Genomic DNA, 17,979 nt, shown 5'->3' with positions numbered 1-17,979 from the left:
TCATTCTTCGGACTGCAATTCTTGATATGCCCGGCGGAGCGCCTCACGGGCACGCGACAACATCGACTCCACCGACTTGGCCGTGCTGCCCAGCCGCTCGCCGATCTCGTTGACCGAAAGTCGCTCTTCATACTTCGCCCGCAACACCGCCTGATAACGCGCCGGCAGCGCGGTGAGCGCCAGCGCCATCAATTCGCCCGCTTCGCAACGGCCGTCGCTTTGCGGCGCGGCGGGTTCGGCGTCGAGCGATTGGATCCGGCTGTCGCGTTGCCAGCGGCGACGATGGTTTTTCAGCACGTTGGCCGCAATCCCCTTCAGCCAGGCCTCGAACGTGCCTTGCGCCGGATCGAAGTCAGCGATGCGCCGCACGGCAACCAGCCACGTTTCCTGCACGATCTCTTCGGTGCGGTGCGGGTGCCGTTGCGCGCGATGCCAGACAAAGCCGTAGATCGCGTCAAAATGCTCCTCGTAGAGCGCTCGCCAGGCCGTTTCGCTGCCGGCCAACACCGCTTCGCGCAGCGCTTGTGCATGCGGATCCAATTTTCACCCGGCTCCCTCTGGAACAGAAGGCCGCTTTCGCCAACAGTCTGCCCATGCTAGTCTATTGTCGCCAGCGGCAAAAATCCTTCGGTGGCAGCCATGCGAACGCGGCGGATCTCAACACTCACTGCCAGGTCGCGTCCAGCCGCGCGAAGTAATCGCACAAGTGCTTTTTCGCCTCGAAAACGGTGAACGCGACCATATCCGCAGGAGGTTCATCGAGGAAATCATGGACCAAAAAGTTCCGAAAGATGCGCACTTCATCGGCATTGTCGATGCAATCTTGCGAAAATCGCTGATTGGGGATCAGGTGCCGCACCAACTGAATCATCGGCGGGTGGTTGGCCTGCCCCAGATGGGTTTGCCAATAGTCTCGCAAGCCGGCTTCGAACTCGGCATAGATGCGAACGACGTACGTTGCGGGAAGGTTTTCGACGACGTCTCCACCCGCTCGGGCCGACCAACCGCGCGCCTCGCCATAATTTGGATCGGCCTTTAACTCGGCGGCGAGCAGTTCCGCGGCTGTGTCGGCGGCCAAGTATTCTTGGGCAATCCGAACGATGCGTTCGAGCCGCCACTGCCGCTTGATCATAGTAAGGCCCTGAGATCCTCCACGCTCTGTTTGAAAGCACCTTTACTCCAGGGCTCCACGCGGCCGCCGTTCGCACCGTGTTTCAGATCGAGGTGGATATGCCAGACCTTGTCGAAGTCTCGATAGAGGCTTGTTAGATAGTAGGAGGGCTGGATCGAGAGATCGAATGCGCCGCTCGCGCCAGGAACAAAACGAGCAACCGGATCCAAAACGTACAAATGCTGCTCGGCGTAAAACTGCAACTGTGGCAAGGAATAGTTACCGAGCACGGTTTCTTCAAGCTGCTTGCGTTCGCGCCGTGACTGCCATCCAAATTCCCTGGCCCATTGTTCGGCCTGGACCGTTAAGCGTTCGACGGACTCCAACCAGTCGGAAAGCACGATGCACTGCACCGCTCGCTGAAGCTGATCGAGTGCATCAAGGCCCCTTGAAAACTGCTCTCGGGTGGCCGGCTTATTGCTTGGGACCGCCGCCGCCACCGCGCGAAAATCGTCGACGGCCTGGCGCAGAGAGTGCTGATCGTCGCCGGACCACGCGGCGAAGTCGTCTGGCGCGTACCGTTCGACGATCTTTGGGGAGAGCCAAAGCGCGGCCCGCTCGAGTGCTCTTGAAGCGCCGTTCGCTTTGACCAATTCGGAGTCGGTGATCGTGGTCGGTCGTCGCTCAATGCGCGCCGCCCGCCGCACTTCTCGAATGAATTCCTCAGACCGCGGCAGCACTCCATTTCCAACGAGAAGCGTCATTTTTATGTGTTCCAGCGCGTCACCAAACCGGCCCGCATCAGGGGCCATCTAATTCTATCGACTCGTTATCGCGAAGGAAGTTCTGAATCGCACGATTGGCCTTCGCTCAGCTTAAGGCTTGACTACCGAATGGTCCTTGCGCCGCACGCCGCCCCACTCCAGGTCGAAGGGCGGGTCGTCCTCGATCGGGAACTTCGCCGCCAGCTTCTCGTCGAGATCGATGCCCAGGCCCACTCGGTCGCTGACCCAATAATAGCCGTCCTTCAGTTCCGGGCAGCCGGGAAAAACGTCCTGCTCGGCCTGCGTAAAGGCGCGGGCCTCTTGAATGCCGAAGTTGGGCGTGGCGATGTCGAGATGCACGTTGGCGGCGTGACCGACCGGCGAAACGTCGCCCGGTCCGTGCCAGGCGGTGCGCACCGCGAAGAATTCGCACAGCGCCGCCACTTTGCGGGCCATCGTCAGGCCGCCGATCTGCGAAATGTGAATGCGAATGAAGTCGATCAACCGGCCGCTGATGAGCGGCACGTATTCGTTCGGATTGTTGAACAGCTCGCCCATGGCGATCGGCGTGCTCGTCTGCCGGCGGAGGTGCGTGAAATAGCCGACGTCTTCGGGGCTGAACGGGTCTTCGAGAAAGAACAGCTTAAACGGCTCCAGGTCTTTGGCCAACTGAATGGCCAGAATCGGCGGCACGCGCTCGTGAACGTCGTGCAGCAGCTCAACCTCGTCGCCCAGTTCCTTGCGCAGATGCTCGAACAGCCGCGGAATCTTGCGCACGTAGGGGGCCGGCTCCCAAGGCTTGGGCGGCGCCTTGGTCTTCTTGGGCTTGTTGCCGGCGCCATAGGTCGCCATGTTCGGCAGGCCGACTTGTGCCCGAACGTGGCGGTAGCCTTGCTCGATGAGCGACCGCGCGTGATCGGTCACGTCCTCGAAGCTTTCGCCCGTGGCGTGGCGATAGGTGTCGACCGCCTTGCGACACTTGCCGCCCAAGAGTTGCCAGACGGGAAGCCCGGCCCGCTTGCCCAGAATGTCCCACAACGCCTGATCGACGCCGCTGATGGCATTGCCCAGCACGGGACCGTTGCGCCAGTAAGAACTGACGAACGACGATTGATAAACGTCTTCGATGGCCAGCGGGTTCTTGCCGATCAGGAACGGCTTGATGTACTTTTCGACCGCCGTTTCGACGGTGCGCGGCCGCTGTGTGAAGGTGGCGCAGCCCAGGCCGTAGAGTCCCGGCTCGCTGGTCAGCACCTTGACGACGACCAGGCGAATATCGGCCGGCGCGGTGAGCACGGTCTTGATGTCGGTGATTGCCAGCGGCGGCAGCTTCTTGCCGTCGGCGGCCCCAAGTAGCCCGCTTGCTCCGCAAGCGGACAGCCACGGCAGCCCGATTGCGCCCGCCACCGTCGTCTGTTTCAGCCAATCGCGCCGGTCCATGATGGCTACTCCGCCGACTTGGCTTCGATTTTGACCACGACCTCGGCCCCTTTGACTTTCTTGGTCATGAGCCGGACCGACGCGCCTTCTTCGAGGTCTTCGAGATCGGCTTTTTTGCCGTCGAGCATGACCTCGCACTTCTCATCGACCTTGAACTCTCGCTCGTCGCTCCCCTTGATGAGCACGACGATCTTGTGGTCTTCGTCATCGACGCTGACGAGCTTGCCTTCGTGAACGATGTTGGCGAAGGCGGGCGAAACACAACAGCAGACGAAGGCCAGGACCACGACGGGCACGAACAACCGGTTCATAAACGCTACTTTCGTTAACGGGCAATTGACACGCACAGGTGCAAGAACACGTCCGCCTTGCACCCCTTCCGCCTCCGCTGGATTTTGACAGAACATCTCCGCCAATCAAGGTAGTCGATCGGCAAAAACTGGTTGAACCACCATGCTTGCACCACATGGGGGGTGATCTCCAGCGCGCTGGAGATACCGCCGCGCACGCAGAGGAACGGGCGGATGGTGGTTTCCGCCTTGTCGTACCACTGCCTCAACCACCGCCAAGGTCTCATTCCCGGCCGCGTGAAGTATAGACGTTTCGCGAATCCGTGAGCGGGCGGCCCGTCGGCTGCGACTGGCCTGCGTGGCCGCGGTGGGCTAGAATGCGGGCGTAACTTGTTCCGGAGGCGAACGCATGCCGACGATCACCGCGAAGCAGACGGCGCTCTATGGTCCCAGGGACGCCGGAGCGATCCTGACGCTGGACGAGTTCGAAGAGGCTGACTTCGAACTGGGGCACCGCTACGAGTTGATTCATGGAGTCCTGGTCGTGACCCCGCCTCCACTCGAAGAAGAGCGCGACGCCAATGAAGAGTTGGGCCATTGGCTGCGGAAGTATCGAGAATCGCACCCGCAAGGCAAGGCCCTCGACCTGACGCTGCCGGAGCACAATGTTCGGACCACCGGCCAGAACCGCCGTTGCGACCGGGTGATTTGGGCCGCGCTGGCGCGGCGGCCTGTAAGTCGTGGGCCGGTCGGCCGCCGCGATGTACCCACGATCGTGGTCGAGTTTCCCTCATCGCGCGCGGCCGACCGGCGGCGCGACTACGAAGAGAAAAAGGCCGAGTACCGCGTCATCGGCGTGCGCGAATATTGGATCGTCGACCGCTTCCGCCGCACGCTGACCGTCTATCATCGGCGAGGCCCCCGTTGGGCCAAGCAGGTCATCCACGAAGCCGAGACGTACCGTACGCCCCTCTTGCCCGGCTTTGAGTTGCCCCTGGCAAAGCTCCTGGCGGTCTCCGACCAATATCAGCAGTGATGACGGGCTGTCTTCGAGATCGGCTCGCCGTCGAGCATGTGCCGTCGCATCCCCGCCCCATTGCATCGGACCTGTCCATGACCTAGATTCATTGGCAGACATAAGGCTCGGGCCGCCCCATGCGGTGGTTCGGGCCGAATTGCTTTGATAGCCAAGATACAAGATGGACAGTCGAGGAGAACCGGTCGGGGGCGACAGGGCGGTCGATCCGGCGCCGGCCCCCCCGAACGCCGATACGGCCGACGAAGTCACCGTCACGCCGCAGATGGCCCACGAGAAAGACGCCGCCGTTCCTTTCTCGGACAAGGAATTGGGCGAACCAGATCCGGACCCAGACGGTGCGGGCGTCGTCACCACGCTCGGCGGCCCCACGGGCGATCAGCCCTCGCTCGCCAAACGTTTCAAAACCGTGCTGATCGGCAAGCCTCGCGATCTGCGCGATCAGTCGGTCTTTCACAGCGTTTCGCTGGTGGCCTTTCTGGCCTGGGTCGGTCTGGGCGCCGACGGCCTGTCGTCGTCGTGTTATGGGCCGGCGGAAGCCTTCAAAAACCTTAGCGTTGGCGGCGACCACTCGTATCTGGCCGTGTTTCTGGCGCTGGCCACGATGCTGACGGTGCTCGTCATCTCGCGCTGCTACAGCCATATCATCGAAGAATTCCCCAGCGGCGGCGGCGGCTATCTCGTCGCCTCGAAGCTGTTGGGGCGCCCCGCCGGCGTCATCTCCGGTTCCGCCCTGCTCGTCGATTATGTGCTGACGATCACCGTTTCCGTTGCCGCCGCGGGCGATGCACTCTACGGCTTGCTCGGCCCCTACGTGCGCAGGCTCGTGGAGTACCTGCACAACTTCAAGTCGCTCGGTTGGCTGCCCACGCCGCACGACAACCTTAAGCTGTATTGCGAGCTGCTGGCCATCGTGCTGTTGATCGTGCTCAACCTGCGCGGGGTGCGAGAATCGGTCAAAACCTTGTTGCCGGTCTTCCTGCTGTTTTTGGCGACGCACGCCCTGCTCATCGCCGGCTCGGTGCTGCTGCACATCACGGCCGTGGGCGCAGTGGCCCATGAAGTTACCGTTCAGGTGCGCGAAGGGCTGGCCAAGCCAAGCTTTGGTTTTTGGGGCATGCTGGCCCTGTTGCTGCGAGCGTATTCGTTGGGGGGCGGCACGTACACCGGTATCGAGGCCGTCTCGAACAGCATGCCCGTGATGCGCGAGCCGAGGGTGGCCACCGCCAAGCGAACGATGCTCTATATGGCCTGCTCGCTGGCGTTGACCGCGGGCGGGTTGATGCTGGCCTACTTGCTGCTCGGCATCCCGGCCATCGCCGAGGGGAAAACCCACAATCAAATCCTCACTGAAAAATTCCTGGGCGACATCGGGCTGTCGACGCACGGCGTGGGCGACGTGCTGCTCTGGGCCACGATGCTTTCGGAAGGCGCCCTGCTGTTCGTCGCGGCCCAGGCCGGTTTTATCGACGGGCCGCGCGTGCTGGCCAACATGGCGCACGACTCGTTCATGCCGCACTGGTTCGCCAACCTCTCCGAGCGATTGGCGACGCACAACGGCATTCTGCTCATGGGCGTGGCGGCCCTTTCGGCGCTGCTCTACACCGAGGGCAAGGTTGATCTTCTGGTCAACATGTATGCGATCAACGTGTTTCTCACCTTCTCGCTGTCGATGATCGGCATGAGCCGGCTCTGGTGGCAGCGGCGCGGCCACGACCCGCTCTGGCGGCGACGGTTCAATTTGTTCGTCTTCGGGGCGGCCGTCTGCCTGGGCATTTTGTGCGTGACAGTCTATGAAAAGCGGAATGAGGGAGCTTCCGTGACGCTCGGCGTGACCAGCGTGCTGGTGGTCGTTTGCTTCCTCACCCGGCGATATTACCGGGGGGTCGTGCGGCGTCTGAAGCGGCTTGATGCCTCGCTGGGCAACATTTCCGCCACGGGAACGCCCAACCCGGCCGAGCCCGACCCCGACCAGCCGACCGCGGCGATCCTCGTCGGCGGCTATGGCGGGCTGGGGGTGCATACCATGCTCAACGCGGTCCGCTTTGCGCCGGGCTACTTCAAGAACTTTATCTTCCTTTCGGTTGGCGTCGTCGATTCGGGCAACTTCAAAGGGGCCAGCGCCGTGGAAGACTTGCATCGTCACACGGCCGAATCGCTGGCCAGCTACGTCGACTTGGCCCAGCGGCTGGGCATGCCTTCGGCCTCTTACATGGCCATTGGCACCGACGCCGTCGATGAGCTGGAGCAGCTTTGCCTGGAAATTGCCCGGCGCTTTCCCAAGGTGGTCTTTTTCGCGGGCCAGCTCGTGTTCAATCGCGACACCTGGTGGCAACGCTTGTTCCACAACCAGACCGCCTATTCGCTGCAGCGCCGTTTGCAGTGGGACGGCGTGCCGATGGTGATCTTGCCGACACGGGTGAAGTAATTCCTCGTCAGGCCGTCACTTTCGGCAAAATATGAGCAGGACAGGGTCGGAAGACGAAAATCGTTTCCGACGGCTCGTGCTCGAATCGCCAGCCTCGCTTGTCACCCCGATTCGGCTCGAGCGAGCCTGAAATACGATCGTGCCGACAGGCCCTTTCATCCTCACGTAGGTCGGCACGCGCAGCCCGGAGACGTGGCCGCGCAGGCCCTCGATGATCTCCAGCCCTTCCACCTCTGTAGGGAACGCCCTCTGTGGCGTTCCGCAAAAAGCCGGCGCCTACCACCGGATCGCAATGGAACAGGTAATAAGGCCGCACCTTGATCCGCAAGAGATTGCGGACCAGCTCGCGCATCACGGGCACCGAGTCGTTCACCCCCTTGAGCAAGACCGCATGGTTGCTCACCGGCATGCCGGCGTTGACCAGTGCCCGGCAGGCGCGTTCGGCCTCGGGCGTGATCTCGCGGGTGGTTTTTTGCGGCGGGCCTCTACGTGCTGAGCAAGCGATCGTATTCGCTGTGAGGGCCGATCCAAAACCAAACCAATCCTTCCGCTCGGTCACGCGCCAGGGCGCGATAGCGCAGCCCCACACGCGCCGACCAGTACGAGCCGGTTTTCTTCAACCGCAGCGAAGGGTGGTGCGGATCTTGGCGCAACAGGGCAAAGTTTTTGTCCGCCAGATCGCGCACTTCGGTGGGCAGGCTGCGGTAGTGATACCAGAACTCGGGCGTGGCGAACTGGTTCACAGCGGCGTACACCGCCCGGCATCGAAATCGGCATCCGCGCGACAGCCGACTTCGTCCAACCGCCCGGCCTCGATGTCGGCCTCGATGCGGCGGTCCCAGGCGTCTGCCAAATACTCTTTGAACCACCGCGCGAAGGCGCTCAACTCGTCGGTGGGCAACTGGCTTACCGCGGCTTCGAGTTCTTGCAGGCTCATGGGATCTCCGGGAAATCGGGACGGCTCTTCAAGTATCGCCCATCCTTGGCCTCACGGCAAGCTGGGGCGGCTGGGATCCTCCCAGCCGTTGCGGTCCATGGTCGCTCTCTTACGGGGGCAGAACCGGCAGTACATCGTCGAGACGTGCGTGGTGACCATCAGCACCCGGTCGGGGTAGCGATGGGTTAGGCCAGGCACGGGCGAGTCTTTGTCCTCTCCCAGAGGATCCACGAGTTCCAGCCCCCTCTCGCTCGTCATCTCGGCCGTCGAGGGGACCGCCTGCAACCGAATGGGTAAGAGGTCGTCGGATTCGGTTGCATTCGCCACGGATGGCGATTAGCCTTCACCCAGAGCGGTGTTTCGCGGAATGGCCCGCGATCCGTCTTAGCCTGGAGCTCCGAAGGGCGTATAATTGGCCAAGAAGAAGAGAAAGAAGGGCAGATCGAAACGGACGCCGAAGGCGGCGCAAAAGCTGGTTTACAAAGGGAGAGGGCCGGCGGGCATCGACCGGATTGATCCCCCGCACACCAAGGGCGGCCAATGGCATGCGCACCTTGGGCCGGGGCAAGGGTCGCCTGCCGTGAATCTGGATGGCAGCGGCAGGCACGGGGGCGTCAGCTTAACTAACGATCAGGCGGACTTTCTGCGGAGATTTGGATGGCAGGTATGACCGACCGGTTCGAAGATGCCTTTCGAGAACTGTTCCGACGGCGAGAGCTCGACGACTACGCCGTTTTTTCCGCAAGCGACTATTGCGACGAAGTACCACTCTACGCGCGCTTTGATGAAATCTCGTTCTTGCACGCCCTGCCCACCGACCAGGCGAATGCGGTCTTGCTGCGGGCCGGGCTGGATTACCTTGACTCGCTCGTCGCGCAGGCCCATTCACCGGCGCCGTTTGTCGCCGCGTTGACGATCTGGGACGACGGCGACGCCGATCCAATCGTGCCCCGGATCTTTGTTTGCAACGATATCGACAAGCACGAACTTCGCCGCAACCTCGTGCTCGAAGCTCCGCGAACGTCGTTCGCTCGAAGAATCGCCAAGCTTATTGAAACCGTTTGGCCCGGCAGGTTCGAAGTCTTCGAGGACGATGAAACGTGCCCCGATGCCCTCCGGGTCGTCGTCAGCCACAAAGTTCCCGCGCGCGAGCGACAGATCGCTCTATCGTCTTTCGGCAAAGACCTGGCCGTGAGGTAATTCCAGCCGTCGCGGTCCATGGTCACTCTCTTACGGGTGCAGAACCGGCAGTACATCGTCGAGACGTGCGTGGTGACCATCAGCACCCGGTCGGGGTAGCGATGGGTTAGGCCAGGCACGGGCGAGTCTTTGTCCTCTTCCAGAGGATCCACGAGTTCCAGCCGACTCTCGCTCGTCATTTCGGCCGTCGAGGGAACCGCCTGCGATGGAATCGTGCGCGCCGCCAGCCGGGGAAATAGTCGTTCGTCCCCTCGTCGGCCAGCACCCCTTCGCCCGACGCCACGATCAGCCGAATCAACCGCATCAATCGCTCGTCGCGAATGCGTCGCCCCAACACGTCGAGCAGCACCTGATTGCCATCGTCGCGATCAAAAAAGGGCGAGCGGGCACGTTCGCCTTGCGGCTACCAGCCCCCGCTCGCCACAGCGGCTTTGGCCCCGTCGCCCGGTCCGCCGCCACGCTCGTGGCGCTTTGGCCGCCGGGTCGGGTTCGCAGGATACGGTCCGTGTCGTCCTCTTGGCGCTGGCCGGACGTGCCACGCGGCAGATCCGGCATCGGGCGGTTGTTGACGATTGGCACGCAAGGACGCAGCCACCAGCACGACACGGAATCCGATGTTGTTGTCGCGGTTCGTCGGGTCGTTGGCGTTGCGGTTGGCGGAGCGACAGTTGGACGCGTTGTTGTTCCAATTGCCGCCGCGAATCACACGCTGCGCACCGGCGCTTTGCGGTCCGTCCCCTTTTTCCAGGCGCCTAACAGGCGCCCGAGCTCATCCACACGCTGGCAGGCATGCTCGCTTTGCGTGCCCGCCAGCAGCTTGAGATCATACGCCAGCCGCAGCAAGGCGCGAAGACACACCAGCTTGCCGTCGGCCCGCGCCAGCCAACTCGAACGCTCGGCGCCGCGCACGGCGTTGGCCATCAGAATCGCCTCCTGAAACTCGAAGGCCGCCGTCTCAAGCTTCAGAGTGTATGACTGCCGCAGGTTCTTTGGAAACCTCTGGGTGCGCTGGATGAGCCACAACAGAAAGTCGTGCGTCTTCACAAAAAGCGGTGTATCGGGAGCGGGCATGTCTATCTCAAAATGCGCGCGAGCAGGGGCTGCCGCCCCTGCACCCCGCTACAAAGACCAAGACAAATACAGAGATCAGAGAACAGAGTTTCAGAGGTCAACGACTGGCACGCAAGGACGCAGCCACCAGCACGACACGGAATCCGATGTTGTAGGGGCGGTACGTCGGGTCGAAGGCGTAGCGGAAGGCGGAGCGACAGGAGGACGCGTCGTAGTTCCAACTGCCGCCGCGAATCACACGCCGCGCACCGGCGGAAAATGGGCAAGTTGGGTTGACCGCGGGCTTGTCCAGGAACCGCTTATAGAACATCGGCTCCCACGCATCCTCGACCCATTCCCACACGTTGCCATGCACATCGAATACCCCGAACGGATTTTCGCCCAGCTCCCCGGCTTCGTGGGTGCGTCCGCCGCTGTTCGAGCCGTACCAGCCGGCCGAGACCAGATCTTGCTCTCTGTCGCCGATCCAGAACCTGGTGGTCGTGCCGGCGCGGCAGGCGAACTCCCACTCGGCCTCCGTGGGTAGCCGATAGCCGGTCCCTTTCAACGGCGTGACCGTTTCGCCGGCGCGGAAGTAAAACGGCTTCATCTCCTCTTGCTTGCTCAGTTTGGCGCAGAACTCCGCCGCGTCGTTCCAGCTCACCACTTCGACGGGATGGTTCGCGGTTTCGAGGTCGGCCACTTGCTTCACGACCTTCTCGTCGGGATTGGTCTTAGTAAAATAGGAGGGGTTCGTGCCCATCACGGCTTCGTACTCTTTCTGCGTCACCTCGTGTACGCCGAGGTAGAACGGCCGGGTGAGCACGACCTTGTGTTGTGGCGCTTCGCTCTTGATGCACTCTTGCCAAAGTTTGTCATTGGGATCCACCCCCTTGAGTGTCTCTTCGATCTCTTCGGGCGTGCTGCCCATGCTGAACTCGCCGGGCGGAATAAGGATGAACTTCATGCCGATGGAGTTGGTGTGTTCCAGCGGCAGGTTGAGGTGGTCGGCCCAGGCCTGCTGGTGCTTTCGGGCCTGGTCTTCGTCGAAGGGAGCGACGGCCGGTGGCGGCGCGTCGGGCGGCCATGCGCCATCGGCGGCGGGCAGGCGGGCGAGGCGCGAGGCGCTCGCCGCGGTCGCAGGAGCCACTGTAGACCCGGCACTCCGTGACGGGAGCGCCAGCCGGTCGCCTTCGGCGACCGAATCTCCGCCACGGAGTGTCGGAGCTACTTTGTCGGCGGCTTGCGAAGTGCGCGGAACGCCACGGGGCCCAGAGGGCACCCCGTTCCCTACAGAATCGCTCGGCTCGGTGTCGGCGGTCGCCTGCTCGCCTTCGTCGCTGGGCTTCACTTCGACCGTCGCGACCACCTCGCCTTTGCGGTTCTTGATGACAATCACGACGCCGGCCAGCAATACGAAGGCGGCGGCCGCGGCGGCGATCTTGAGGCTGCGACGCGGCGGCCGATTGCCAATGTACGCCTGGGTGGCGGAGTCCGCGAAGCTGGCGGCGCCTTGCGACCCGGCGCCCGGGCGAGTGCCGGTCAGCGCGGAACTGAGGTGCGGCGTCGTCTCGCTCGTCGTCGGAGTGACGGCCGGCCTGATCGGCTGCGACGTCTGGGCGAAGAGTTTGCTCAGATCGCTGCCGGCGGCGAAAGGGGCGATCGCCATTAAGACTTCGGCGGGCGTGGAGTAACGCGCCGCGGGTTGCTTGGCCAGCATTCGGTCGAGCACGGCGGCCAACCCCTGCGGCACGTCGGGCCGAAGCTCGCGGACCGGACGCACGGGCTGTGAAATATGCGCCATCAGCTTCTTCATCGCCGTGTCGAACTGCTGGCCGCTGAAGGGAGCGTGGCCCGTGAGCAGCTTGTAGAGCGTGCAGCCGAGGCTGTAGATGTCTGCCCGAATGTCGACCGTGTGGCTGTCGCCGACCTGTTCGGGCGCGCAATAGTCGGCCGTGCCCATCATCTGGCTGGTGCCGGTGAGCTCGTCGCCGCCGGGCTGCTCCGCCAGAAGCAGGGCGAGGCCAAGATCGAGCACCTTCACTTGCCCGGCGGCGGTGAGCATCAGGTTCGAGGGCTTCACGTCGCGATGCACCAGGGCGTGTTCGTGGGCGGATTGCAGGCCGGCGGCGGTCTGGCGGACCAATTCGCAAGCGTCGGCCACGGCCAATGGGCCATGCCCTTTGACCACGTGCGAGAGGTCGAGCCCGTCGACGTATTCCATCACCAGGTAGTGGGTGCCGTCGTGTTCGCCGGCGTCGAGCGCGCGGACGATGTTGGGGTGCTCCAGCTTGCCGACGGCTTCCATCTCGCGTTCGAAGCGGGCAACCGCCCGTTTGTCGCGGGTGCGGTCTTGCGGCAGCAGCTTGAGGGCCACGGTCCTCTTGAGCCGTTGATGGCGGGCCTTATAGACGGTTCCCATACCGCCCTCGCCCAGTTTTTCCAAGAGGTGATAGTCGCGCAGGGTGCCGAGCGCCTCGTCGCCGATGGGCTTGCCGCTCTCGCCCGAAGCGGTTTGCGAGTGCAACCGCGTGCCCAGCGCCTCGACGGCCGCCAAGGCTTTTTGCAAATCAGGTTCGCCGTCGAAGCGGGTGACCGGCTCCTGCCGCAAGCTGTGGACGAGCGTATCGTGCGAATCGCCAATGGTTTCAATGCTGGCCTGGCAGGCGGGGCAAGCGTCCAGATGTTCGGCGATCTGCTGGGCGTCGGCCAGCGGCAGCTTGCCGAGATGGAAATCACGCAAGGAATCGTGGTCGGGGCAGGTGGCGACTGGCATAGGAGGGTTCGGGGTTCAGGGTTCAGGGTTCAGGGTTCAGGACCGGAACGGCCTGGGAAGGCCATCCTTCGGGCAGTTCCGCGCCCCTATCTTTACAACGCGAGAGCCTAACGCGATTTTTTCCGCGCACACAAACCCGAAGCGCAAGCGAGGCGGCCTGGCGGACTTGCATCGCTGGCGCTTTGGCTTGAACCGGCTGCCTCGCTGGCGCTTCGGGTTGGTATCGGATCATCTCTCACCGTTCATCCCTCGTCGATGAGCCCCGACAGCTCGTCTCGAAGGCGGGCCAGCACGCGGCTTTTGGCCATGTAGACGGACCCGACCGTCATGCCGAGTTGTTCCGCCGCCTCGCGCGCCGCCAGACCATCCACCGCGGTCCGCCAAAAGGCCTGCCAGGTGCGCGGCTCGAAGTCGCCCTCGACCAGCGACAAGAGACGATGGGCCAGGTCGATGTTCGCCCCCGCAACGGGTATCGAGGTGTCGTCGGTCGGGGCGGCGGCTTCGAGCAAACGGGTCTGGGCGGCGCTGCCGTCCTGTTCTTGTCGCGCGGCAAGACGGCGGTAATGGTCGCGCACCTTGTTGCGGGCGATGGTCCAGAGCCAGCCGCGAAAGCTGTCGCCGGGCCGATCGCCGTGGAAACGGGCCAGATTTGCGGCGACGCTGCCAAAGACCTCTTGCACGACGTCGGCCGCGTCTTGCGACTGCAAGTTGGCCTGCCGCGCCCAGCGATAAACCAGCGGGCCGTACAGGGCCGAGAGGCGGCGCCAGGCGTCGCGGTCGTGCGCGATGGCGCGAACGATCAGGCTCGACGACGTCGAACCAGACAGTGCGCTGGCGGAAGGCGGCATACCGCTCATGGCGTTTCGTTCCCAGAACCCCCGGACGCCACCACGGCGGCCCTCATAAGCCGTCAGAATAGCGTATCGCCGCGCGACTGTCATGCTTTTTTTCTGTGCGCGGCCCGGTTTGTCGGGTTCGACCTGCGCTTTCTCATTCTCTTATCCGCAACCGCGTGCGAGGTGCGGCCCTGCTCGCAGTGGGGCGGTGCTGTGGTAGAATCAGAGCCATCGCCAGTTGAACGCCAAAGGAATTGAAGTCATGCCCCGACGCCCGCCAAAGAAAATCAGACCGCCGAGAAAACATTCGGACCCCGCCGCCGAGCTGCGCAAAGCGCTCGTGCGGCGAAGCAAAGCGGAGTTGGTGGAGGTCCTGTTGGAGCTGGCCCAAGCCGACCGTGGAGTCCTCCGGCAACTCACCGCGCGGTTCGACGTGCCGGCAACCTCCGACGACATCGTGACCGCGACGCGGCAGGCCATCGCCGATGCCACCGATTTCGACGAGCGAGAGATCAACTACAACTTCTCTTACGACGACGAAGCCTACAGCGAGGTGAAACGGAACCTGGACCGCTTGATCGACGCCGGGCAACTGCCCCTGGCCATGGAACTTTCGCTGGAACTAATGAATCAAGGCAGCTATCAAGTCGAATCGAGCGATGAAGGCCTGATGACTGAAGACATCGAGGACTGCTTGAGCGTCGTTTTCAAAGCCCTGAAGAACTGCGAATTGCCGGCGGACGAAATCGTGGCTTGGTGCTCGGCGATGCTCGCCAACGACCGCGTGGGATTCATCGCCGAGAAGCCGCTTCAGTCGCTGCGGAACCACTTCAAGTCGGCAGCGGGTGTGCGCCGTTAGCCAGACGATTCATGTCGTCAATTTGATGTCAGGTGATTCCTCCCCGACGGTCATCGCCGTTGCAGTGCAAACGGTCGCAAGCGGTCGAATTGCCAACCCCTTGCTCGAAGGAAAGCCTCGGACAGAACGGTCGATCGACGCGGGACATCTTTAAGCGTCCAGCCGTCGGGCATTTTGTCGAGCTTGTAGCCGCCGCCCATCGTGACCACCAACTCATCGCGGTCGGCTTTGGAGGGGCGGATGCGCACGCTCTTGGCCATCGCGATTCCGCTGAGATGGTCGTCGTAGGTCGAGATCAGGAGGCAACGGCGAAAGACTGGGAAGAGCAGAACTGGCGGAAACGTTTGCTGGCCATTGCCGGGAACCGCTAGCTCAAACTGCAGCGAGCGGGCGAGGCCGAGTTCGGTTTTTCGCCCAATCGATCGCTCCTGAAAAACGACCGGATAGTGATCGCGAACCTGCTTGAGAAAGTCGGCGGCCGACAGATGCTCAGGGAACGCCGGGTTCTCGGCGTCGAGGTTGCCCGATCGCAGTTGTCGCAAAAATTCGGTGATTTGGTCGGTCGGCATGGTTTGGGGCGCCTCGCTCGGCTACCTTATTTTAACATCGCCAACGGTCCCGTCAGGATGCCGAAAATAGTGCAGCTCGATTTCGTCGCCGTGCTCGTCGAGGTAGAGGTCGTAGTGTTTCATGGTTCCAGGCAAGGCATTCTCCGAGGTGGCCGGCGTCGGGCTCCCCGTTTTCGGCCCAAGGTGGCGCCATTTGGCTGGATCGCCGTGCTGGATCACGTCGTCGAAGTCGATGAAGTCTAAGGGATCGTCCACGGCAGGGTTCGGCGGGCGTTTTCGTCAGAGATTCGTCAAATGCTTGCTCGGGCGGCAGGCCGCGGCCGTCGAGCTGCCAGCGGATGCCAAATAGATCAGGCATGAAAACTCGCTCGGTTCGGCGATACGCGCGGAAGACGAAAACCGTTTCCGACGGTTCGTGTTCGAAACGCCAGCCGCGCTTGTCACGGGTTCCCGAAAATCCCAGCCGCTCGAGAAAAGCCTGAAGTTGGCTGAATCGAATGTCGCTGCGTCTCACCATGCCGAATCAACCACTGGCGACGGCGTCGTCCTGTCTGGCGGCCTGCCTAATGCCTCGGCGCCGGGCTCCCTTCCGGCAATGTCGCGTTGGCTGAAACGGGCGCCGCCGGTGGAGTTGGCGCTGGCTCGTCGGGGCAGGCGGCGTAGGAGACAAACTTGCGACCGAGCTTTTCTTCCCATTCCTTTTCACGTTCCTTGATGTCGCGGTAGATGGCGTCCAGGTCGTAATCGAAGCGGGCCGCGTGGGCATCGCGAATCTTCCGGATTTCATCGACAATCGGATCATTCATGATTCTTTCGCCTCCATAAGTTCTTCGGGCGTGCAGATAATCGGGGCCTTGAAACCCTTAGCGGCACAAACGGATTCGATGACGGGCCGCATCGTCGCGTTCGCCAGATGGCGACAGTTCCACGTCAATAGATATGGTATTCGGTTCACGGCCGCGATGGCAAGGTGCAGGGCGTCGTCGGCGGCATTGGCGGGCAGCGCACCGGCCTCGATAAGCGCCTTCGCGAGAGCTGTCGCGTCGGCCGACGATCGCAGAAGCGTCATGGCGCTCAGCATATCAAGCCGGTTCTGTGCGGCTTGTGGGTCACCTAATGCCGCCTCTTCCAGAACAGGCTCGGCGATGCAGAGTTCGTAGTCCGCACGTCGCGTGTTCCACCACTGATGCGTGATCTGCTGGTCCTCCATGCTGGCGGCAGATTACGAGCCTAAACGGGCGGTGCGCTTGTCTGACGCATGATGGATGCCGGACCGATCAATCGTGGCCACCCAGCAGTTCTCTTCCTTCGAGAACGACACGATGCCGTCAGCCAGCAGCTCATCGAGCTGGCCGTTCTCGTCGAGGTCGTCCGAGTAGAGCGTGAGGCCCATTCCATCATGCAGAGTGATTGCTTGTCGCGCCAGATCCTCAGTCGTTCCGACGCAGTTCAGCCGCAAACGCCCCTGGGTGTCCGCGTTGTGAAAATCCGCATAGACCTTGGGCTTCATCATCTTGCATCTTTCTTTGTCATGGCTGTTTGGCTGGATTCGCAATCGTTGGCGTCAGCAGGCGACTTGCCTCTTCGGCGCTCAAGCCGGTCATCGTGGCATGATTCGGGCTGTGGCCCGATGTCCGCACCACATCGCCACCCGCAGCGCGAATGGCACCGGCTGTCGTTACACCAATCTGATTGTGCGGAATGGCCGCCGCTAAATCCTTTACCGATAAACCCTCCACGCACTCGACCGATGCGCCGGTCACGCCGCTCGGATGGGTTCGCATCCCGCGCCGCAAGTCTTCGGGCTGATTGCGCCCACCGCGGAGCACCAAGGCTTCGTCTGGGATTTGTTCCGGCAACGCCCGCTACCCTTGCGGTCTTAAGTGCAAACATGTTTTCGCGCTCTTTTATTCTACGGCCAAGCAGACGGTACGAGCAATCCGGGAATCAAGCATTGAGACGGCCTGGGAAGGCCATTGTCCAGCTAAAGCGGCACAGCGACCGACTGCGCGGGTGCCCCGTGCCTGCTACGCTAAACAAAACCGCGGGCCGGATTGAATCCGGCCCGCGGCGCTTTCGTTGCAAATTGACAAACTGGCTATGGCAGCCGGTCGATGATCGGCAGCTCGAACGGCTCGCCGTTGCCATCGGCCCTGTCCCGGAGGGAGAGAGTGCTGCCGTTGCCGTTGCCGTCCGCGTGGCCATTGCCGTTGGCGTGGCCATTGCCGTTCAGCTTGGCATGCCCGTTCTTCTGAGGCTTGCCATTGCCGTTGGCGTGACCGTTGCCGCTGTGGTGGCCATTGGCGTTGCCGTTCGACTCGACCTCATGCTCATGCTCCTCGCGGCGGGCCATGCGGCGGTTGCCGACGGGAATCAAGGCAGAGCCTTGACCGCCAAGCAGGCCGCTGACGCCCATCGAGGGGTAATGGCTCTGCTCGCCGCCGTCCTTGTCTTCAGGAGCATAGCGGAACAGCAGGCCCTCCCCCTTCCAACAAGATCACAGTTGCGCAAGATCACCGCGTTCTCGCTGGCCGAAACCAGATAGTTCGGCATCAGCGGAATCTTGCCCGCGCCGTGCAGGCCGTCGACCACGTAGGTCGGCACGCCTAGCCCGGAGACGTGGCCGCGTAGGCCCTCGATGATCTCCAGCCCTTTCCACACCGAAGTGCGGAAGTGGCCGGCG

General features: G+C 62.6%; 24 protein-coding genes. 4 read left to right on the top strand and 20 right to left on the bottom strand.

Annotation, left to right across the window (positions count from 1 at the left end; translation table 11 throughout):
* From VNH11_26555 to VNH11_26530, 6 genes are all read right to left on the bottom strand, one after another.
* Positions 1-540 carry a sigma-70 family RNA polymerase sigma factor gene (locus VNH11_26555; GenBank protein HVA49956.1) on the bottom strand — a complete coding sequence of 180 codons (540 nt, stop codon included), beginning with the start codon at positions 538-540 and terminating at the stop codon, positions 1-3.
* Positions 541-664: 124 nt separating this feature from the next.
* Entirely contained in the window at positions 665-1,132 is a 468-nt protein-coding gene (locus tag VNH11_26550; GenBank protein ID HVA49955.1) for a hypothetical protein, read from the bottom strand.
* Positions 1,129-1,923 carry a hypothetical protein gene (locus tag VNH11_26545; GenBank protein ID HVA49954.1) on the bottom strand — a complete coding sequence of 265 codons (795 nt, stop codon included), beginning with the start codon at positions 1,921-1,923 and terminating at the stop codon, positions 1,129-1,131. The genes VNH11_26550 and VNH11_26545 overlap by 4 nt, the downstream gene beginning before the upstream one ends.
* 63 nt (positions 1,924-1,986) lie before the next feature.
* Positions 1,987-3,315, bottom strand: a complete 1,329-nt coding sequence (locus VNH11_26540) for an enolase C-terminal domain-like protein (GenBank protein HVA49953.1) — start codon at positions 3,313-3,315, stop codon at positions 1,987-1,989.
* A gap of 5 nt (positions 3,316-3,320) precedes the next feature.
* Complete coding sequence (locus tag VNH11_26535; protein ID HVA49952.1) at positions 3,321-3,626, bottom strand: hypothetical protein; 306 nt, start codon at positions 3,624-3,626, stop codon at positions 3,321-3,323.
* A 14-nt stretch (positions 3,627-3,640) separates the two neighbouring features.
* Positions 3,641-3,892, bottom strand: coding sequence for a hypothetical protein (locus tag VNH11_26530; GenBank protein HVA49951.1), 252 nt, complete (start codon positions 3,890-3,892; stop codon positions 3,641-3,643).
* Positions 3,893-4,014: 122 nt separating this feature from the next.
* On the opposite strand from VNH11_26530, the gene VNH11_26525 reads away from it, so the two are divergent.
* A complete protein-coding gene (locus VNH11_26525) occupies positions 4,015-4,641 on the top strand; it encodes a Uma2 family endonuclease (GenBank protein ID HVA49950.1) in 627 nt (208 codons plus the stop codon).
* Positions 4,642-4,804: 163 nt separating this feature from the next.
* Positions 4,805-7,069: an APC family permease gene (locus VNH11_26520; protein ID HVA49949.1), complete on the top strand. Its 2,265-nt coding sequence runs from the start codon at positions 4,805-4,807 to the stop codon at positions 7,067-7,069.
* Positions 7,070-7,554: 485 nt separating this feature from the next.
* Here VNH11_26520 and VNH11_26515 read toward each other — a convergent pair whose 3' ends face one another.
* Genes VNH11_26515 through VNH11_26505 form a run of 3 tightly spaced genes read right to left on the bottom strand, consistent with a single transcriptional unit; the run spans position 7,555 to position 8,333 of the window.
* Positions 7,555-7,824, bottom strand: coding sequence for a hypothetical protein (locus tag VNH11_26515; GenBank protein HVA49948.1), 270 nt, complete (start codon positions 7,822-7,824; stop codon positions 7,555-7,557).
* Positions 7,809-8,006 carry a hypothetical protein gene (locus tag VNH11_26510; GenBank protein ID HVA49947.1) on the bottom strand — a complete coding sequence of 66 codons (198 nt, stop codon included), beginning with the start codon at positions 8,004-8,006 and terminating at the stop codon, positions 7,809-7,811. The genes VNH11_26515 and VNH11_26510 overlap by 16 nt, the downstream gene beginning before the upstream one ends.
* Positions 8,007-8,057: 51 nt before the next feature.
* Complete coding sequence (locus tag VNH11_26505; protein ID HVA49946.1) at positions 8,058-8,333, bottom strand: hypothetical protein; 276 nt, start codon at positions 8,331-8,333, stop codon at positions 8,058-8,060.
* 330 nt (positions 8,334-8,663) lie between these two features.
* Here VNH11_26505 and VNH11_26500 point away from each other — a divergent pair, with 330 nt between their 5' ends.
* Positions 8,664-9,206 carry an Imm15 family immunity protein gene (locus VNH11_26500; protein ID HVA49945.1) on the top strand — a complete coding sequence of 181 codons (543 nt, stop codon included), beginning with the start codon at positions 8,664-8,666 and terminating at the stop codon, positions 9,204-9,206.
* A 175-nt stretch (positions 9,207-9,381) separates the two neighbouring features.
* On the opposite strand, the gene VNH11_26495 is transcribed toward VNH11_26500, so the two are convergent.
* The 4 genes from VNH11_26495 to VNH11_26480 all read right to left on the bottom strand — a co-directional run bounded on the left by VNH11_26495 (position 9,382) and on the right by VNH11_26480 (position 13,889).
* Positions 9,382-9,555 (bottom strand): hypothetical protein, encoded by a 174-nt coding sequence (locus VNH11_26495; protein ID HVA49944.1) that lies wholly within the window; start codon positions 9,553-9,555, stop codon positions 9,382-9,384.
* Positions 9,556-9,908: 353 nt separating this feature from the next.
* Positions 9,909-10,277, bottom strand: a complete 369-nt coding sequence (locus VNH11_26490) for a four helix bundle protein (GenBank protein ID HVA49943.1) — start codon at positions 10,275-10,277, stop codon at positions 9,909-9,911.
* Positions 10,278-10,374: 97 nt separating this feature from the next.
* Positions 10,375-13,032, bottom strand: coding sequence for an SUMF1/EgtB/PvdO family nonheme iron enzyme (locus VNH11_26485; GenBank protein ID HVA49942.1), 2,658 nt, complete (start codon positions 13,030-13,032; stop codon positions 10,375-10,377).
* A 242-nt stretch (positions 13,033-13,274) separates the two neighbouring features.
* Positions 13,275-13,889, bottom strand: a complete 615-nt coding sequence (locus VNH11_26480; GenBank protein HVA49941.1) for a sigma-70 family RNA polymerase sigma factor — start codon at positions 13,887-13,889, stop codon at positions 13,275-13,277.
* Between the two features lie 241 nt (positions 13,890-14,130).
* Between VNH11_26480 and VNH11_26475 the strand changes: the two genes are divergently transcribed.
* Positions 14,131-14,727, top strand: a complete 597-nt coding sequence (locus tag VNH11_26475) for a hypothetical protein (GenBank protein ID HVA49940.1) — start codon at positions 14,131-14,133, stop codon at positions 14,725-14,727.
* Between the two features lie 50 nt (positions 14,728-14,777).
* On the opposite strand, the gene VNH11_26470 is transcribed toward VNH11_26475, so the two are convergent.
* From VNH11_26470 to VNH11_26440, 7 genes are all read right to left on the bottom strand, one after another.
* Positions 14,778-15,296, bottom strand: a complete 519-nt coding sequence (locus VNH11_26470) for a hypothetical protein (GenBank protein HVA49939.1) — start codon at positions 15,294-15,296, stop codon at positions 14,778-14,780.
* A gap of 21 nt (positions 15,297-15,317) precedes the next feature.
* The gene (locus VNH11_26465; protein ID HVA49938.1) at positions 15,318-15,551 is read right to left on the bottom strand and encodes a hypothetical protein; all 234 of its coding nucleotides are present in this window, start codon (positions 15,549-15,551) and stop codon (positions 15,318-15,320) included.
* Between the two features lie 308 nt (positions 15,552-15,859).
* Complete coding sequence (locus VNH11_26460) at positions 15,860-16,102, bottom strand: hypothetical protein (GenBank protein HVA49937.1); 243 nt, start codon at positions 16,100-16,102, stop codon at positions 15,860-15,862.
* Positions 16,099-16,506 (bottom strand): type II toxin-antitoxin system VapC family toxin, encoded by a 408-nt coding sequence (locus tag VNH11_26455; GenBank protein HVA49936.1) that lies wholly within the window; start codon positions 16,504-16,506, stop codon positions 16,099-16,101. Before VNH11_26455 ends, VNH11_26460 begins: the two co-directional genes overlap by 4 nt.
* A gap of 12 nt (positions 16,507-16,518) precedes the next feature.
* The gene (locus VNH11_26450) at positions 16,519-16,809 is read right to left on the bottom strand and encodes a hypothetical protein (GenBank protein HVA49935.1); all 291 of its coding nucleotides are present in this window, start codon (positions 16,807-16,809) and stop codon (positions 16,519-16,521) included.
* Positions 16,810-17,394: 585 nt separating this feature from the next.
* Entirely contained in the window at positions 17,395-17,712 is a 318-nt protein-coding gene (locus VNH11_26445; protein ID HVA49934.1) for a hypothetical protein, read from the bottom strand.
* On the bottom strand, positions 17,670-17,979 hold a 310-nt coding region (locus tag VNH11_26440), incomplete at its 5' end, for a hypothetical protein (protein ID HVA49933.1). The genes VNH11_26445 and VNH11_26440, both read right to left, overlap by 43 nt.

Source organism: Pirellulales bacterium, assembly GCA_035533075.1.
Taxonomy (GTDB): Bacteria; Planctomycetota; Planctomycetia; order Pirellulales; family JAICIG01; genus DASSFG01.
This window is presented reverse-complemented; position numbering and strand designations above follow the sequence as displayed.

Excerpts from the sequence above, each read along its gene's own strand:
- VNH11_26550 (HVA49955.1), bottom strand. The coding sequence starts at position 1,132 with ATGATCAAGCGGCAGTGGCGGCTCGAACGCATCGTTCGGATTGCCCAA.
- VNH11_26485 (HVA49942.1), bottom strand. The coding sequence starts at position 13,032 with ATGCCAGTCGCCACCTGCCCCGACCACGATTCCTTGCGTGATTTCCAT.
- VNH11_26540 (HVA49953.1), bottom strand. The coding sequence starts at position 3,315 with ATGGACCGGCGCGATTGGCTGAAACAGACGACGGTGGCGGGCGCAATC.
- VNH11_26525 (HVA49950.1), top strand. The coding sequence starts at position 4,015 with ATGCCGACGATCACCGCGAAGCAGACGGCGCTCTATGGTCCCAGGGAC.
- VNH11_26490 (HVA49943.1), bottom strand. The coding sequence starts at position 10,277 with ATGCCCGCTCCCGATACACCGCTTTTTGTGAAGACGCACGACTTTCTG.
- VNH11_26445 (HVA49934.1), bottom strand. The coding sequence starts at position 17,712 with ATGGGCGTCAGCGGCCTGCTTGGCGGTCAAGGCTCTGCCTTGATTCCC.
- VNH11_26460 (HVA49937.1), bottom strand. The coding sequence starts at position 16,102 with ATGAATGATCCGATTGTCGATGAAATCCGGAAGATTCGCGATGCCCAC.
- VNH11_26545 (HVA49954.1), bottom strand. The coding sequence starts at position 1,923 with ATGGCCCCTGATGCGGGCCGGTTTGGTGACGCGCTGGAACACATAAAA.
- VNH11_26470 (HVA49939.1), bottom strand. The coding sequence starts at position 15,296 with ATGCCGACCGACCAAATCACCGAATTTTTGCGACAACTGCGATCGGGC.
- VNH11_26510 (HVA49947.1), bottom strand. The coding sequence starts at position 8,006 with ATGAGCCTGCAAGAACTCGAAGCCGCGGTAAGCCAGTTGCCCACCGAC.
- VNH11_26535 (HVA49952.1), bottom strand. The coding sequence starts at position 3,626 with ATGAACCGGTTGTTCGTGCCCGTCGTGGTCCTGGCCTTCGTCTGCTGT.
- VNH11_26480 (HVA49941.1), bottom strand. The coding sequence starts at position 13,889 with ATGAGCGGTATGCCGCCTTCCGCCAGCGCACTGTCTGGTTCGACGTCG.
- VNH11_26530 (HVA49951.1), bottom strand. The coding sequence starts at position 3,892 with ATGAGACCTTGGCGGTGGTTGAGGCAGTGGTACGACAAGGCGGAAACC.
- VNH11_26520 (HVA49949.1), top strand. The coding sequence starts at position 4,805 with ATGGACAGTCGAGGAGAACCGGTCGGGGGCGACAGGGCGGTCGATCCG.
- VNH11_26475 (HVA49940.1), top strand. The coding sequence starts at position 14,131 with ATGCCCCGACGCCCGCCAAAGAAAATCAGACCGCCGAGAAAACATTCG.
- VNH11_26455 (HVA49936.1), bottom strand. The coding sequence starts at position 16,506 with ATGGAGGACCAGCAGATCACGCATCAGTGGTGGAACACGCGACGTGCG.
- VNH11_26500 (HVA49945.1), top strand. The coding sequence starts at position 8,664 with ATGGCAGGTATGACCGACCGGTTCGAAGATGCCTTTCGAGAACTGTTC.
- VNH11_26450 (HVA49935.1), bottom strand. The coding sequence starts at position 16,809 with ATGATGAAGCCCAAGGTCTATGCGGATTTTCACAACGCGGACACCCAG.